The sequence below is a fragment of the Hymenobacter sp. BRD128 genome, from assembly GCF_013256625.1.
Taxonomy (GTDB): domain Bacteria; phylum Bacteroidota; class Bacteroidia; order Cytophagales; family Hymenobacteraceae; genus Hymenobacter.
In genome coordinates this window covers 163,960-177,784 of sequence record NZ_CP053908.1, presented here as the reverse complement: position 1 = coordinate 177,784, position 13,825 = coordinate 163,960, and the positions used below count along the sequence as shown (strand labels likewise).

The 13,825-nt window shown below is 63.4% G+C and carries 14 protein-coding genes; 10 read left to right on the top strand and 4 right to left on the bottom strand.

Annotation, left to right across the window (positions count from 1 at the left end):
* The first annotated feature begins 94 nt into the window (after positions 1 to 94).
* Both GKZ68_RS00995 and GKZ68_RS00990 read left to right on the top strand, forming a co-directional pair.
* The gene (locus tag GKZ68_RS00995; protein WP_173109893.1) at positions 95 to 1,171 is read left to right on the top strand and encodes an NADH:flavin oxidoreductase/NADH oxidase; all 1,077 of its coding nucleotides are present in this window, start codon (positions 95 to 97) and stop codon (positions 1,169 to 1,171) included.
* 127 nt (positions 1,172 to 1,298) lie between these two features.
* Positions 1,299 to 2,750 carry a Gfo/Idh/MocA family protein gene (locus tag GKZ68_RS00990; protein ID WP_173109891.1) on the top strand — a complete coding sequence of 484 codons (1,452 nt, stop codon included), beginning with the start codon at positions 1,299 to 1,301 and terminating at the stop codon, positions 2,748 to 2,750.
* A 57-nt stretch (positions 2,751 to 2,807) separates the two neighbouring features.
* Here the strand turns inward: GKZ68_RS00990 and GKZ68_RS00985 are convergent, their stop codons facing one another.
* Together GKZ68_RS00985 and GKZ68_RS00980 are read right to left on the bottom strand one after the other, a co-directional pair.
* Positions 2,808 to 3,827, bottom strand: coding sequence for a N(4)-(beta-N-acetylglucosaminyl)-L-asparaginase (locus GKZ68_RS00985; protein WP_173109889.1), 1,020 nt, complete (start codon positions 3,825 to 3,827; stop codon positions 2,808 to 2,810).
* A 109-nt stretch (positions 3,828 to 3,936) separates the two neighbouring features.
* Positions 3,937 to 4,446, bottom strand: a complete 510-nt coding sequence (locus GKZ68_RS00980; protein WP_173109887.1) for a DinB family protein — start codon at positions 4,444 to 4,446, stop codon at positions 3,937 to 3,939.
* A 100-nt stretch (positions 4,447 to 4,546) separates the two neighbouring features.
* Between GKZ68_RS00980 and lysA the strand changes: the two genes are divergently transcribed.
* Complete coding sequence (lysA, locus tag GKZ68_RS00975; RefSeq protein WP_173109885.1) at positions 4,547 to 5,758, top strand: diaminopimelate decarboxylase; 1,212 nt, start codon at positions 4,547 to 4,549, stop codon at positions 5,756 to 5,758.
* 55 nt (positions 5,759 to 5,813) lie between these two features.
* Here lysA and GKZ68_RS00970 read toward each other — a convergent pair whose 3' ends face one another.
* Positions 5,814 to 6,227 (bottom strand): hypothetical protein, encoded by a 414-nt coding sequence (locus GKZ68_RS00970; RefSeq protein ID WP_173109883.1) that lies wholly within the window; start codon positions 6,225 to 6,227, stop codon positions 5,814 to 5,816.
* A gap of 117 nt (positions 6,228 to 6,344) precedes the next feature.
* Here GKZ68_RS00970 and GKZ68_RS00965 point away from each other — a divergent pair, with 117 nt between their 5' ends.
* The 7 genes from GKZ68_RS00965 (at position 6,345) to GKZ68_RS00935 (ending at position 12,076) form a co-directional block, all read left to right on the top strand.
* Positions 6,345 to 6,953 carry a pentapeptide repeat-containing protein gene (locus tag GKZ68_RS00965; RefSeq protein ID WP_173109881.1) on the top strand — a complete coding sequence of 203 codons (609 nt, stop codon included), beginning with the start codon at positions 6,345 to 6,347 and terminating at the stop codon, positions 6,951 to 6,953.
* Positions 6,954 to 6,997: 44 nt separating this feature from the next.
* The gene (locus tag GKZ68_RS00960; protein ID WP_173109879.1) at positions 6,998 to 7,381 is read left to right on the top strand and encodes a cupin domain-containing protein; all 384 of its coding nucleotides are present in this window, start codon (positions 6,998 to 7,000) and stop codon (positions 7,379 to 7,381) included.
* A gap of 7 nt (positions 7,382 to 7,388) precedes the next feature.
* Positions 7,389 to 8,180: an SDR family oxidoreductase gene (locus tag GKZ68_RS00955; RefSeq protein ID WP_173109877.1), complete on the top strand. Its 792-nt coding sequence runs from the start codon at positions 7,389 to 7,391 to the stop codon at positions 8,178 to 8,180.
* Positions 8,181 to 8,332: 152 nt separating this feature from the next.
* Positions 8,333 to 8,860, top strand: coding sequence for an NADPH-dependent FMN reductase (locus tag GKZ68_RS00950; RefSeq protein WP_173109875.1), 528 nt, complete (start codon positions 8,333 to 8,335; stop codon positions 8,858 to 8,860).
* A 147-nt stretch (positions 8,861 to 9,007) separates the two neighbouring features.
* A complete protein-coding gene (locus GKZ68_RS00945) occupies positions 9,008 to 9,754 on the top strand; it encodes an MbnP family protein (RefSeq protein WP_367949240.1) in 747 nt (248 codons plus the stop codon).
* Positions 9,755 to 9,763: 9 nt separating this feature from the next.
* A complete protein-coding gene (locus GKZ68_RS00940; protein ID WP_173109871.1) occupies positions 9,764 to 10,855 on the top strand; it encodes a cytochrome-c peroxidase in 1,092 nt (363 codons plus the stop codon).
* A gap of 90 nt (positions 10,856 to 10,945) precedes the next feature.
* Positions 10,946 to 12,076 (top strand): cytochrome-c peroxidase, encoded by a 1,131-nt coding sequence (locus tag GKZ68_RS00935; RefSeq protein WP_173109869.1) that lies wholly within the window; start codon positions 10,946 to 10,948, stop codon positions 12,074 to 12,076.
* Between the two features lie 142 nt (positions 12,077 to 12,218).
* On the opposite strand, the gene ftsZ is transcribed toward GKZ68_RS00935, so the two are convergent.
* Positions 12,219 to 13,745, bottom strand: a complete 1,527-nt coding sequence (gene ftsZ, locus GKZ68_RS00930; RefSeq protein WP_173109867.1) for a cell division protein FtsZ — start codon at positions 13,743 to 13,745, stop codon at positions 12,219 to 12,221.
* Between the last annotated feature and the right edge of the window lie 80 nt (positions 13,746 to 13,825).

Here is a 13,825-nt window from a genome sequence, read left to right as displayed (position 1 = left end):
CGTGGCAACCTCTACCCGCCGGGCCGGTTTAGCTCTATTAAAACCTTGGCCTGGGCGCGCAGCTGCGCGTCTTTTTGCCCTTTAGCCCTTGCTTATGTCCGCACTTTTTGAGCCGCTTACCCTACGCGGCCTCACCCTTAAAAACCGCATTGTAGTATCGCCCATGTGCCAGTACAGCGCCCAGGATGGCTTTGCCAACGACTGGCACCTGGTGCACCTGGGCAGCCGCGCCGTGGGCGGGGCTGGCCTGCTCATTCAGGAAGCCACGGCGGTGTCGCCCGAGGGCCGCATCACGCCCGAAGACCTGGGCATCTGGAAAGATGAGCACCTTGATTTTCAGCGGCGTATCAATCAATTTATTGAGAGCCAAGGCTGCGTACCGGGCGTGCAGCTCGCCCACGCCGGCCGCAAGGCCAGCACCTACACCAGCTGGCTAGCCCCCGGCCACGGCGCGGTGCCCGAAAGCGAGGGCGGCTGGCAGGTAGTGGCGCCCAGCGCCCTCAAGTTTGCCGACGACTATCCGCTGCCGGTGGCGCTCGATGCGGCCGGTATTAAAAAAGTAATTGCCGACTTCCGCAGCGCCACCGAGCGCTCGCTGGCCGCTGGGTTTAAAGTAATTGAGATTCACGCGGCGCACGGCTATTTGTTGCACGAGTTTTTGTCGCCGCTCAGCAACCAGCGCACCGATACCTACGGCGGCTCGTTTGAAAACCGCATCCGGCTCTTGCTCGAAGTGGTGGCCGCCGTGCGCCAGGTGCTGCCCGACGATTTTCCGCTGTTCGTGCGCATTTCGGCCACCGACTGGACCGAGGGCGGCTGGACGGCCGATGACTCGGTGCAGCTCGCTACCTGGCTGCGCGACCGCGGCGTGGACCTCGTGGATGCCTCCAGCGGCGGCAATGTGGAGAAGGCCCAGATTCCGGTCGGCCCCGGCTACCAGGTCGAATTTGCCGGGCGCATCAAGCGCGAAACGGGGCTAGCCACCGGCGCGGTGGGCCTCATCACCACGCCCGAAGCTGCCGAAGCCGTTGTCGCCAGCGGCCAGGCCGACCTCGTGCTGCTGGCCCGCGAAGAGCTGCGCAACCCCTATTTCCCGCTGCACGCCGCCCACGCATTGGGCGCTGAGGTGGCGTGGCCCGTGCAGTATGAGCGCGCCAAACCGCGCAAGTAGCGGAAGAGTAGCGCGAAGCCGGCGCTCCGCTACTATTGCAGAATAAGCTAGGCTGAGGAAAGGTGGGCCGAAGAATGCGCCGCGTTGCGTACCTTTTGCCCACCTTTTCCCATCCAAAGCGTTCTTTATGAGCCAGCTTCCCGAAGTGCCCTCGCGGCGCTCATTCTTAAAACAAGGTGCCCTAGCCACGAGCGGCATTCTCATTGTGCCGCGCTTTGTGCTGGGCGGCAAGGGCTACACGGCCCCCAGCGACCAGCTCGTGATTGCCAGCGTGGGCGTGGGCGGCAAGGGCGAAAGCGACATCGCCATGTTTGCCAAAACCGGCAAGGCCCGCATTGCTTACCTCTGCGACGTGGACGACCGCCGCGCCGCCAACTCGCGCAAGGCCTTTCCGCAGGCCAAATACGTGAAGGACTGGCGCCAGCTCTTCGACAAAGAGCACAAGCACTTTGATGCCGTATCGGTCTCGACGCCCGACCACAACCACGCCGTGACGACCCTAGCGGCCATGCAGCTGGGCAAGCACGTATACGTGCAAAAACCTTTAACCCACGACATCTACGAGGCCCGCGCCCTCACCGATGCGGCCCGGCGCTACCCCAAAGTGGTGACCCAGATGGGCAACCAGGGCGCCTCCAACGACGGCGTGCGCCAGCTCATGGAATGGTACGACGCGGGCACCATCGGCGACGTGCACACCATTTATTGCTGGACCGACCGCCCCGTGTGGCCCCAGGGCATTGCCTGGCCCACCACCAAAGCCAGCGTGCCCGCCGAGCTCGACTGGGACTTGTGGCTAGGCACCGCGCCGCAGCGCGCGTATGTCGACCACCTCATTCCCTTCAACTGGCGCGGCTGGTGGGACTACGGCACCGGCGCCCTCGGCGACATGGGCTGCCACCTGCTGGAGGCGCCCTTCCGGGTGCTCGATTTGAAATATGCCAACTCGGTGCAGGCCAGCGTGGGCAGCGTGTACGTGGATGAGTTTAAGCGCGGCTACTTCCCCGATAGCTGCCCGCCGAGCAGCCACGTCACGCTCACGTTTCCCAAAACCAGCAAAACCCAGGGCGACATCACCGTGCACTGGATGGATGGCGGTATTCAGCCCGAGCGCCCCGACGAGCTGGGCCCCAACGAGCTGTTTGGCGACGGCGGCAACGGCACCCTTTTCATCGGCACCAAGGGCAAGATGATGGCCAGCACCTACGGCGCCGACCCGCGCCTGCTACCCCTCTCGCGCAACCAGGAAGTGAAAGTGCCCCAAACTCTGGCTAGGGTGCCCGGCCAGGCCAACGGCCACTACGGCCAATGGGTAGAGGCCTGCCTGGCCGGCGCCAGCAAAATGAAAGTCAGCTCGCCCTTCGAGCTGGCCGGCCCGCTCACCGAGGCCCTGCTAATGGCCAACCTGGCCATTCGGGGCTATGACCTGCAAAAGCCCCGGGCCAATGGCCAGGGCTTTGACTACCCCGGCCGCGGCCGCAAGCTGCTGTGGGACAATAATCAAATGCGCATTACCAACCTCGACGAGGTCAACCAGTTTGTGAAGCGCGAGTACCGCCCCGGCTTCAAGCTGGCTTAAGGTATAAGAATAGGTAATGTAGAGGAAACCGGCCTGCCCTATATCTATAGCGGGCCTCTACTTCAGCAAATACTCGCTTTTGACCAGCTGGCGCTGGTCGGCGGCATTGCACAGCGCGTAGCTGAATCCTTTTTGCAAGGCAAAAGCGCCCGTTACACCTTGGTTGTTCACGGCGATAAAGCAGACCTGGATGTCCTTGGCCTGGGCACCTTTGATGCGGGCCACGCGCTCGACGGCGGCCCGGCAGGCGGCCATCGGCGCCAGGCCCTGGCGCATGAGCTCGACTACGGTGTGGGCGCCGGCCATGCGAATCACGTCTTCGCCCTGGCCAGTGGCGGCGGCCGCACCTACTTCATTATCAACGTACAAGCCCGCACCGATGATGGGCGAGTCGCCCACCCGGCCGCGCATCTTAAAGCCCATGCCGCTGGTGGTGCAGCTGCCGCTGAGGTTACCCGTCGCGTCGAGGGCCAGCAGGGCAATGGTGTCGTGGTTTTGGGGGCCGCCCACGGGGCCGGTTTTACGATTGCCGCTGTTTTCGATATTGATAACGGGCTTGTACTGGCTGGTTTTCAGCCATTCCTTGTACGCCTTTTCAGCATCGGGGCTGAGCTGGCTGGGCTCCAGGGGAAAGCCCTGGGCCACGGCAAACTGCTGGGCACCCTCGCCCACCAGCATCACGTGGGGCGTTTTTTCCATCACGCGGCGCGCCACGCTGATGGGGTGCTTGATGCGCTCGAGGGCCGCCACACTGCCGCAGTTGAAGCGGTGGTCCATGATGCAGGCGTCGAGCGTCACGATGCCGTCGCGGTCGGGGTTGCCGCCTAGCCCCACGCAGCAGTTCTGCGACGACTCCGTCACCATCACGCCGGCTTCGGCGGCATCGAGCGCCGCCCCCCCTTTCTTCAGGATTTCCCAGGCGGCCTGGTTGGCGGCGATGCCATCGTCCCAGGTTGAGATGACGAGCGCCTTACCGCGCACGTTGGGGCGCGGGGCGGCCGAGGCTCCGGCCGTGGGGGCGGCCAGCAGGGCTAGCCCGGCCGCCGAGGAAGTCAGAAATTGTCTGCGATTTGCCATAGTAGTTGCGCGTGCGCCGCGCCGCGGGCCCTACCCAGGCCCAGCCAAAGCTAGTACGCTCGCCCGAAAATTCCCTCAAAGTAGTCAGTAGCGCGAAGCTTCCGGCTGCCTACGGCTGCACCACCCGAGCCGTGACCAGCAGCTGGCCCACGTGGCGGGTGGTGTGTTCGGCGGCGTGCACCAATAAGCCCATTACAGTGCTCGGCAGCTGCGCCCGGCCCACGCCGCGCCACTCGGGCAAGCTGCTTTCAGGCGTAGCCATGAGCTGCGCCAGCGCGGTATCTACTTGGCTGGCAAATTTTTGCATCAGCTCTGGCACGGCTCCGGCGTGGGTGGGCGGCTGGCCCTCGGCGGCGAGGTAGGCTAGCTGCGCCTCGCTGAGGGCCTCGCCCCGGGCGTAGGTAAAGGTGCGGTCGAGAACGCCCGCCAGGTGGCGCAGGTGAAAGCCCACTGAGGCCAGCCCCAGCGGGCGCTCGGCCAGCTTGGCAGCCGGAAAGCCGGCCATAATTTCCGTTACTTCTTCGCGGGCTTGCAGCAGGGCATGGGCCACCGGCTGCAGCAGCGGTGGCACCTGGGGCAGGGGGCCACGCAGCCAGACTTCGGGCAGACTTTGGGACATCGGGCAGGTGTTTTTTGCATAAGTAACAAGTTTACGCAGCCTAGGTCGGGGCCATAGCGTTAAAAGGGCCGGGCTGGCGGGCGTATTTTTGCGGCTACTTATGTCCGTACTCCCTGCTTCTGCCCTGCTGGCTGCCGCTCAGCAGTTTGGCACCCCGCTCTACGTGTACCAGGCCGATACTATTCGGGCGCAGTACCACAAGCTTACGTCCGCCTTCAGCGGCCATCCCACGCGGTTTTTCTACGCCTGTAAGGCTCTCACCAACGTCGCCATCCTGAAGGTGCTGCTGGCCGAAGGCGCGGGTCTCGACTGCGTGAGCATCAACGAGGTGAAGCTGGGCCTGCACGCCGGCTTTCAGCCCGAGAATATTCTCTTTACGCCCAACAGCGTGGCCTTCAGCGAGCTGGTAGAGGCTAAAGAGCTGGGCGTAAACCTCAACATCGACAATCTTTCGCTGCTGGAGCAGTTTGGCGCCACTTTCGGCGGCAGCTATCCGGTGTGCGTGCGCCTGAACCCGCACATTGAGGCGGGCGGTAATTATAAGATTTCGACCGGCCACATCGACAGCAAGTTTGGCGTCAGCATTCACCAGATGCGCCACCTCGAGCGGGTGGTGAAGGGCACCGGCCTGCACGTGCGCGGCCTGCACATGCACACCGGCTCCGAAATCAAGGACGTGGCCGTGTTTCTGCGGGCCTTGGATATTCTGTTCGACGCCGCCCGGCGCTTCCCGCAGCTGGAGTTTCTGGACCTGGGCTCGGGCTTCAAGGTGCCCTACAAGCCCGGCGACCCCGAAACCGACGTGGCTAGCCTCGGCCGGCAGGTGGCGGCGGCTTTCCAGGAATTTGAGAAAGAATACGGCCGGCCGCTCGAAACGTGGTTTGAGCCCGGCAAATACCTGGTGAGCGAGGCCGGCTACCTGCTGGTCGAAGTCTCGACCGTAAAGCACACTACGGCCACTGTGTTTGCGGGCGTCAACTCGGGCTTTAATCACTTGATTAGGCCCATGATGTACGATGCATATCACCACATCAGCAACCTCTCGCACCCCAATATTCCGGAGCGGCTGTACACGGTAGTGGGCAACATCTGCGAAACCGACACTTTTGCCTGGGACCGCCTGCTGCCCGAGGTGCGCGAGGGCGACGTGCTGGCCTTCCACAACGCCGGCGCCTACGGCTTCGAGATGAGCAGCTCGTTCAACTCGCGCCTGCGCCCGGCCGAGGTGCTGCTCGATGGCGACGCCGCCCCGCGCCTCATCCGCCGCCGCCAGACGTTTGAGGACCTGCTGGCCGGCCAGGAACAGGGCTAAGTACGAACGGAGGCAGGCAGAAGTAGCCGGGCAATTTTCTTCCTGCCTCCGTTGCTTACTGCGCCAGTAGCCAGGTAATAGCTTCTTTTTCGTGCTCGAAATTGCGGTAGGTGTGGCCCAGCTTGCGGCTGGTCATCACGAGGCCCGTCATGGCTAGCCGGGCAAATACGTCGTGCGCCACTATCACGGCTCCGTAGCGGTAGCCATCTTCGAGTACCGCCTGGGGTAGCCATTCATTTACCATCCAGCTTTCCTCGGCTGGCGTTAAAGCGCTCATCTGCTGCTGATTGATGAGCAGGCGCCCCCACCCGTGGCGCTTCATGGCCTGGCGCACGTGCGTGAGCAAGGCCCGGAACTGCGCCTCTTCGCGCTGGCTAGGGTAATAATCGAGGCGCAGGTAGCCTTCGGGTTCTTCCCAGAGGCAGCCGACGTTATTTTTAAAATAAATAGTGCGGGAGGCAACAGACATAGAAACGAGCTAACCCGGCCCGGCCAGCGTAGGCCGTTCGGCCGGAATCTGGCTAATGGGCCTTAAACTACCGAGCCGCGCCGTAGGTTAGTGGGCCAGCCCATTATTTCGCCCCGTATGAAGCCTCGTCGCAAACCCGCTGCCCTGCGCAAACCCGATTCTTTTTCGGCCGAAAACGTGCTTACCGGCCTCAATGCGCCGCGCCTGCTAGCGCTGGGCCGCGAGTTTGAGCAGTTTCATTTCGTGCACTGCGAGCTGGCCGAGGCTAGCCTGGCGGGCCTGCGCTTCGAGGATTGTCTTTTTGAGCGCTGCAACCTGACCACCGCCAAGCTCAGCAATACGGCCCTGCAAAACGTGGCCTTTGCCGATTGCAAGCTGCTGGGTGTGGCGTTTGCGACGTGCCAAGACATGTTTTTTGGCGTGCACTTCGATGACTGCCAGCTGCGCTACGCCTCCTTTGCCGGCAAAAAGCTAGCGGGCACGCGCTTCGAGCGCTGCACCCTACCCGAAACCGACTTTACCAACGCCGACCTGACAAACGCCGTGTTTGCGGGCTGCGACCTCACGGGCACTATTTTTCACGATACCCGGCTGGCGGGCACCGACTTTACCACCGCCACCGGCTACGGCCTCGACCCCGAAGCCAACTACCTAGCCGGTGCCCGCTTCGCGCTGGCCTGCCTGCCGGGCCTGCTCGCCAAATACGGGCTGGTAGTGGAAGGCTAAGCTTGGCTGACGTTTTTTTGCATTCCCTCCCAACCCCTTTTCTCATGTCTGCCATTCCACCCGCCACCCTCTACCGCTGGGACGATATGCCCAAGGACGAGCTTTCCGACACCATTGCGCGCCGCTTCATCACCGGCGACCAGATGATGCTCGCCCACGTCTACCTCAAAAAAGGCGCCATCGTGCCCAAGCACTCGCATCATAACGAGCAGATTACTTACATTCTGGAGGGCGCGCTGCGCTTTCACCTCGGCGAGGACGAAAGCCAGGAAGTAATCGTGCGCGCCGGCGAGGTGCTCACCATTCCGTCGCACCTGCCCCACAAGGCCGAGGCGCTCGAAGACACGCTCGACGTGGACGTATTCAGCCCGCCGCGCCAAGACTGGCTCGACGGCAGCGACAACTACCTGCGTCAAAACCCAAAATAGCGCCGCGATGGACCTCGGACTAAAAGGAAAAGTAGCCCTGGTGGCGGCGGCCAGCAAGGGCCTGGGCCGCGCCACCGCCGAAGAGCTGGCCGCTGAAGGCGCCAGCCTCATCCTGTGCGCCCGCACCGACGCCACCCTGCAGCAAGCCTGCGCCGCCATTCGGGCGGCCACCGGCGCGCGGGTGCTGGGCGTGGCCGCCGACGTGGCCAACCCCGCCGACGTGGCCCGCCTGGTGCAGGCCGGGCTAGCCGAGTTCGGGCAGATTGACATTCTGGTGACCAACGCCGGCGGGCCGCCGGCCGGCACCTTTGCCCAGCACGACGCCGCCACCTGGGATGCCGCCACCCGCCTGCTGCTCACGAGCGTGGTCGAGCTGACGCGCGCCGTGCTGCCCGGCATGAAGGCGCGCGGCTGGGGCCGCATTCTCAACGTCACGTCCATTGCCGTGAAGCAGCCCATCGACGGGCTTTTGCTGTCGAATAGCCTGCGGGCGGCCGTTACGGGCCTGGCCCGCACGCTGGCCAACGAGGTGGCCGCTGATGGCATCACGGTCAATAATATCCTGCCCGGCTACACCCGCACCGAGCGCGTCGAGCGCCTGGCCAGCGCCGCCGCCACCCGCGAGGGCATCACGCCCGCGCAAGCCAGCGAGCGCTGGACCAGCGAGATACCCATGCGCCGCCTCGGCGAGCCCCGCGAGTTTGCGGCGCTGGCGGCCTTTCTGTGCTCCGAGCGGGCTAGCTACATCACCGGCACCTCCACGGCCGTGGATGGCGGCTGGCTCAAAGGACTTTTTTAGTAGTTACTGGTTACTAGTTAATCAACTCTGTCATTGCGAGCCCGCGAAGCAATGGCACCCGGACGACTCGCTAGGGTGTTGTTCTGATGCGATTGCTTCGCCGGCTCGCAATGACAAGAAGTCTTATAGTCGCAATTTTATTTCGTAGCTTCTTGATTACCATTATTGTCGGCACCAACCGCCCCCAGTCGCGCGCGCGCATCGTGGCCGACTTCTACGCCACACTGCTTACCGAGCTGGGCGCCCCGTATCAGTTGTTGGATTTGACGGAGCTGCCGGTCGATTTTCTCAACGTGGCCCTCTACCACAACGCCGGCCAGCACCCTGATTTCAATCGCTTTATTGCCCCGCTCGACCACTCCGATAAGCTCGTTATTATCGCGCCCGAGTACAACTGCTCCATTCCCGGCGCCCTCAAAGCGTTTATCGATGCGCTGCCCTACCCCGGCGGCATTCGGGGCAAAAAAGCCGCGCTCATCAGCCTGAGCAGCGGCGGCATGGGCGGCGCACTGGCCCTGAGCCACCTCACCGACATTCTGTTCTACTTGGGCACCAGCGTATTGCCGCAGCGCGTGCGCCTGCCCGGTATCAGCCAGCACCTCTCGGCCGAGGGCGAGCTGGCTAGTCCCCTTTTCCGGCAGCTGCTGCGCGAGCAGGCCGAGGCGCTGCTAGCGGCCTAGCGGCAGAAAAGCCCCCAACCAGCGGTTAAACCAGCCCATTGAGCGTTTTCCTCATCGGCCGCTAACCTAGGCAGTGCTACCTTTAGAAGAGTACGGCTACTTTTTTCTCTGCTCATGATGCGCCGCCCCCTTCTGCCTTTTCTTTTGGTGTTGACCACCGCTATTTTACTGCTCAGCGGCTGCAAAAAAGACCCGGACAGCCAGCCCACGGTGGGCACCGTGGCGTTTGAGCTGGCAAACGTGGTGGGTACCAAGCTCCTCGCGCTCGATGGCACGGCCTACACCACCGCCAGCGGCGAAACCTTCACGGTGAGCACGTTTAAGTATTATATCTCCAACATCAAGTTTGCCAAAGCCGACGGCAGCACCTACGCCGCTCCCGGCGAGTACCACCTGATAGACGCTTCCAAAGCCAGCACTACCAGCTTCACTATCAGCAATGTGCCTGGCGGCAGCTACACCGGCGTGAGCTTCGTGGTGGGCGTCGATTCGACCACTACCAAAGCCGACCCGCTCGCGCTCGCCGGCGACCTGAACCCGGCCAATGCCATGTACTGGGTCTGGGCCACGGGCCATATTTTTCTGAAGTTGGAAGGCACCGTGACCTCGGCTAGCCCCAGCAAGGCCCTGACCTGCCACATCGGCGGCTACCGGCAGCCCTACAGCGCCATCGTCACGGCCACGCCCTCGCTCAATGGCAACCCGCTGCGGGTGAGCGCCGGGCAGGCCCCCAAAATCAGCTTCTCGGCCGATGTGCTGAAAATGTTTGACGGCCCTACGCACTTCACGCTCAGCACCTTCCCCACTACCATGATGCCGAGCGCGTCCTCGGTGCAAGTGGCCCAGAACTACGCAGCCGGCATGTTTTCGGTCACGGGTATTCAGGCTAACTGACGAGCGGCTATGCGCACCACGCCCCAGCTGCGCGCCCGGCACCGGCCGCTGGCCCACTGGCGGCTGGCGGCCCTGCTGGCGCTGGGCGGCGCGGTGGTGGCCAGTGCCAGTTGCAGCCAGGTAGCGGGCCTGGCGCTGGCCGTGCCCGGCACCGAGCAGCCCGCCAACTTCCCCGCGATGGTGTACGGGCTAGCGAAGAATCAGCCCGATGCGGCCGCTTTTGAGCTGGGCAAAACGCTGTTTTATGATGCCCGGCTGTCGCGCGACGGCACGGTATCGTGCGGGTCGTGCCACCAGTCGTTCGCGGCGTTTGCGCACCCCGGCCGCCGCTTCAGCCCCGGCGTGGGGGGCCAGCCCGGCGCCCGCAACGCCCCGGCCCTGCAAAACCTGCGCTGGCGCCAGCATTTTATGGCCGACGGCGGCGTGCTGGGCCTGGAGCTGCAAGCGCTGGCCCCGCTCACCGACGCGCACGAAATGAACACGCCGCTGGCCGATGCCCTGGCCCGGCTCAATGCCGACCCGGCGTACCAGCGGCGCTTCGCGGCTGTTTACGGGCCCGGCAAGATTGATACGCCGCAGTTTCTGCGGGCGCTGGCCCAGTTCACGGCTAGCCTCACCTCGGCCAATGCGCGCTACGACAAGTACGTGCGCCACGAGGCGGGCGGCGCACTCAACGAACAGGAGGTAAGTGGCTTAGCCGTGTTTAAAGCCAAGTGCAGCGGCTGCCACGCCACTGACTTATTCACTGACGAGAGCTTTCGCAACAACGGCCTCGACCGCGCATTTGCGCGCGATTCGGGCCGGGCGCACGTCACCGGCCGGGCCGCCGACCGGGGCCGCTTTAAGGTGCCGAGCCTGCGCAACGTGGCCGTAACGGCGCCCTACATGCACGATGGGCGCTTTGCCACGCTGGCCCAGGTGCTGGCCCATTACGACCACGGCGTGCAGCCCTCGGCCACCCTCGACCCACTGCTGCGCCAGGCCGGTGGCCGGCTCGGCATCCCGCTCACCGCCCCGGAGCAGGCCAGTCTGCTAGCCTTTTTGCATACCCTGACTGACCAGGAGTTTCTGACTGACCGCCGGCTGCTGCCACCTCATTAGGCCTTTACCTGGTGGCTGGCCCCCAGAAACTAACCTGACTATCTTCGTCGTTGTCGGCCCAGCGCTCTTGCTTTTTACCTGCTTGCTTCCATGGCTTTTCGTGTTACTTCTGCTTCGTGGTTGGGAATGACGCTGAGCGCGGCGGCGCTGCTGCTGGCGGCTAGCTGCGGCAAAGGGGGCGCGGGCGGCGAAGACCCTACTCCCACGCCGGCCAAGCCCACGGCCTACGCGCTCACGGTGCCGGCGGGCTTTCCCACGCCCGTTATTCCGGCCGCTAACCCGCTCACCAACGAGGGCGTGGCGCTGGGCCGGCAGCTGTTTTACGAAAAAACCCTGTCGCGCACCGGCACCATGAGCTGCGGCTCGTGCCACCAACAAAGCAAGGCCTTCACCGATGGCCTGCCGCTGGCCGTGGGCGTCGATGGCGTGGCCAACCCACGCGGCACCATGTCGCTCACCAACGTGCTCTGGAGCACCCAGCTCACCTGGGATGGCGCCTTCACCACCCTCGAAACCCAGGCCCAGAAGCCGCTCGAAAATACTATTGAGCTGCACCAGCCGCTCGCCACCAGCGTGGCGAAGCTTCAGGCTACCACCAACTACCCGCCGCTGTTTCTGGCGGCGTTTGGCACCCAGACGATTACGACCGACCTCGTGCTCAAGGCGCTGGCGCAGTTTGAGCGCACGCTCATTTCGGGTAATTCGCGCTATGACAAGTATATGCAGACGCGCGCCGGCTTCTCGGCCGATGAGCTGGCCGGCTTGCAGCTCTACACCACGCACATCGCGCCGGGCTCGGTGCGCGGGGCCGAGTGCTTTCACTGCCACTCGCAGCCGCTGATGTCGTCGGGCTACGTCGGCACTTTTTTCAATAATGGCCTCGACCTCACTTTTGCCGACCCCGGCCGGGGCGGCCTCACCAAGCTAGCCGTAGACCAGGGCAAGTTTCTCGCGCCCACGCTGCGCAACATCACCCTCACCGCGCCCTACATGCACGACGGCCGCTTTAAAACCCTGGAAGAAGTGCTCGACCACTACTCCGACCACGTGCAGATGGCTAGCCCCAATCTGGATAATAACCTCATTCAGGGCATCAACGACCCACCCTTCGGCACGCACATGGACCTCACAGCCACGGAAAAGAAACAGGTTATCGCCTTTCTGAAAACACTAACCGACTCGACGTTTATCGCCGACAAGCGGTTTTCGAATCCTAATTAATCCTATACCAAGGACTTATCAGATTTTGTGGACGATTGATTGCCGGCTAGGGTCCAAAAAGAAAGGCCACCCAATGGGTGGCCTTTTTATCGCCTACAAAATTTTAGTAATCCGATGAATCCACTAAAGTCCTGGTTCAGACTTAGTCCACATTGTCGTGCAAAAACCGGTTATCGCCCAGCAGCTCATTATCATCGCTCAGGTTAAAGCGCGAGATATTCTGGGCGCTGCTCGGCGTCACGGGTTCCAGCTTCTGGCCGCGGCGCAGATAGGCGGGCGTGTCGAGGTGCGTAGTCGCCTCGGGCGACAGTCCCTGGTTCTGACTCAACTGCTGCAGGCGGCGGCGGCGCTCCTCGGCTTGAGCTTCCAGCATAGCCGGACGCGGACGGGGTGCGGGCGCGGGCTGGCTAGCCCCCGGCGTCTGGCCCTGGCCGGTCACCAGCACCGGGTCGCCGGGCGCGGTGATGGGCGCACCGGCTAGCCCCGTCTGGGTTACGGGCGTGGCCGGGCCGTTTAGCTCGTAGGTTACGCGGGCCGGCTCGGGCGAGGCAGGCGTGGTAAAAGTGGGGACTACCGGCGCGGCGGGCGCCGAATGGCTCGGCCGGTCCTGAGCAAAGCTGGAAGCAGCCGTCGGCTCAGGTGCGCTAGCGGCCGGCTCGGGCGTGGTTTCGGCGGGGCGGCTATTGGTCGAGATGGTGTGCGCCTCGCGGGCAAAACCGGTGGCAATAACCGTGACCCGGATGCTCTGGCCCAGCGTGTCGTCGGTGCCGTGACCGAAAATCATCTCGGCATCCTCGCCGGCCTTGTCCTGGATGTACTCGGTAATTTCCGACAGCTCATCCATTTCCAGCTCGGCCTGGTCGCCCGACATAATGCTGAGCAAAATGCGCTGGGCGCCTTTAATGTCGGTGTTGTTGAGCAGCGGCGAGTTGAGGGCCTCCTCGGCGGCGCGGCGGGCGCGGTTCTCGCCCTCCGTGATGGACGAACCCATCACGGCGGCGCCCGAGTCCTTCATCACCGTTTTCACGTCTTCAAAGTCCACGTTCACGTCGCTGGTTACCGTAATGATTTCGGCAATCGACTTGGCGGCCGTCGTCAACACGGTGTCGGCTTTGGCGAAAGCCTGGCCCATGGTGAGGTTGCCGTAGAGTTGGCGCAGCTTGTCGTTGAGAATCACGAGCACCGTATCGCAGTGCTCGCTCAGCTCCTTGATACCCTGCTCGGCCTGGTCGCGCTTCTTCTTGCCCTCAAAAAGGAAAGGCGCCGTCACGATACCCACCGTCAGAATATTCAGTTCCTGGGCCACCTGCGCAATAACCGGCGCCGCGCCCGTGCCCGTGCCGCCGCCCATGCCGGCCGTAATAAACAGCATTTTGGTGCCGTTGCTCAGCAGCTCGCGGATTTGCTCGCGACTTTCCAGGGCCGCCTGGCGGCCGCGCTCGGGCTTAGCACCCGCCCCTAGCCCCTCGGTCAGGTCAACCCCAATCTGAAGCTTGTTGGGCACCGTGGAGCTCTCCAGCGCCTGCCGGTCGGTGTTGCAGATAATAAACTCCACATCCTTGATGCCCTGCTTGTGCATGTGCTTCACGGCGTTGGAGCCCCCGCCCCCTACCCCAATCACCTTAATGATGGAGCGGCTCTGGGCAGGAATGTCGAAGGTAAAATTCATAATAGTAACCTGTCATGCTGAGCGCAGCGAAGCATCTTATCACGTCCGCGCCGCCTGAGTTAGTAATTCTGACGAGAGGG

What these genes read in the sequence shown, in the direction of transcription:
- GKZ68_RS00995 (WP_173109893.1), top strand. Translation starts at nt 95, where the DNA reads ATGTCCGCACTTTTTGAGCCGCTTACCCTACGCGGCCTCACCCTTAAA.
- GKZ68_RS00990 (WP_173109891.1), top strand. Translation starts at nt 1,299, where the DNA reads ATGAGCCAGCTTCCCGAAGTGCCCTCGCGGCGCTCATTCTTAAAACAA.
- GKZ68_RS00985 (WP_173109889.1), bottom strand. Translation starts at nt 3,827, where the DNA reads ATGGCAAATCGCAGACAATTTCTGACTTCCTCGGCGGCCGGGCTAGCC.
- GKZ68_RS00980 (WP_173109887.1), bottom strand. Translation starts at nt 4,446, where the DNA reads ATGTCCCAAAGTCTGCCCGAAGTCTGGCTGCGTGGCCCCCTGCCCCAG.
- lysA (WP_173109885.1), top strand. Translation starts at nt 4,547, where the DNA reads ATGTCCGTACTCCCTGCTTCTGCCCTGCTGGCTGCCGCTCAGCAGTTT.
- GKZ68_RS00970 (WP_173109883.1), bottom strand. Translation starts at nt 6,227, where the DNA reads ATGTCTGTTGCCTCCCGCACTATTTATTTTAAAAATAACGTCGGCTGC.
- GKZ68_RS00965 (WP_173109881.1), top strand. Translation starts at nt 6,345, where the DNA reads ATGAAGCCTCGTCGCAAACCCGCTGCCCTGCGCAAACCCGATTCTTTT.
- GKZ68_RS00960 (WP_173109879.1), top strand. Translation starts at nt 6,998, where the DNA reads ATGTCTGCCATTCCACCCGCCACCCTCTACCGCTGGGACGATATGCCC.
- GKZ68_RS00955 (WP_173109877.1), top strand. Translation starts at nt 7,389, where the DNA reads ATGGACCTCGGACTAAAAGGAAAAGTAGCCCTGGTGGCGGCGGCCAGC.
- GKZ68_RS00940 (WP_173109871.1), top strand. Translation starts at nt 9,764, where the DNA reads ATGCGCACCACGCCCCAGCTGCGCGCCCGGCACCGGCCGCTGGCCCAC.
- GKZ68_RS00935 (WP_173109869.1), top strand. Translation starts at nt 10,946, where the DNA reads ATGGCTTTTCGTGTTACTTCTGCTTCGTGGTTGGGAATGACGCTGAGC.
- ftsZ (WP_173109867.1), bottom strand. Translation starts at nt 13,745, where the DNA reads ATGAATTTTACCTTCGACATTCCTGCCCAGAGCCGCTCCATCATTAAG.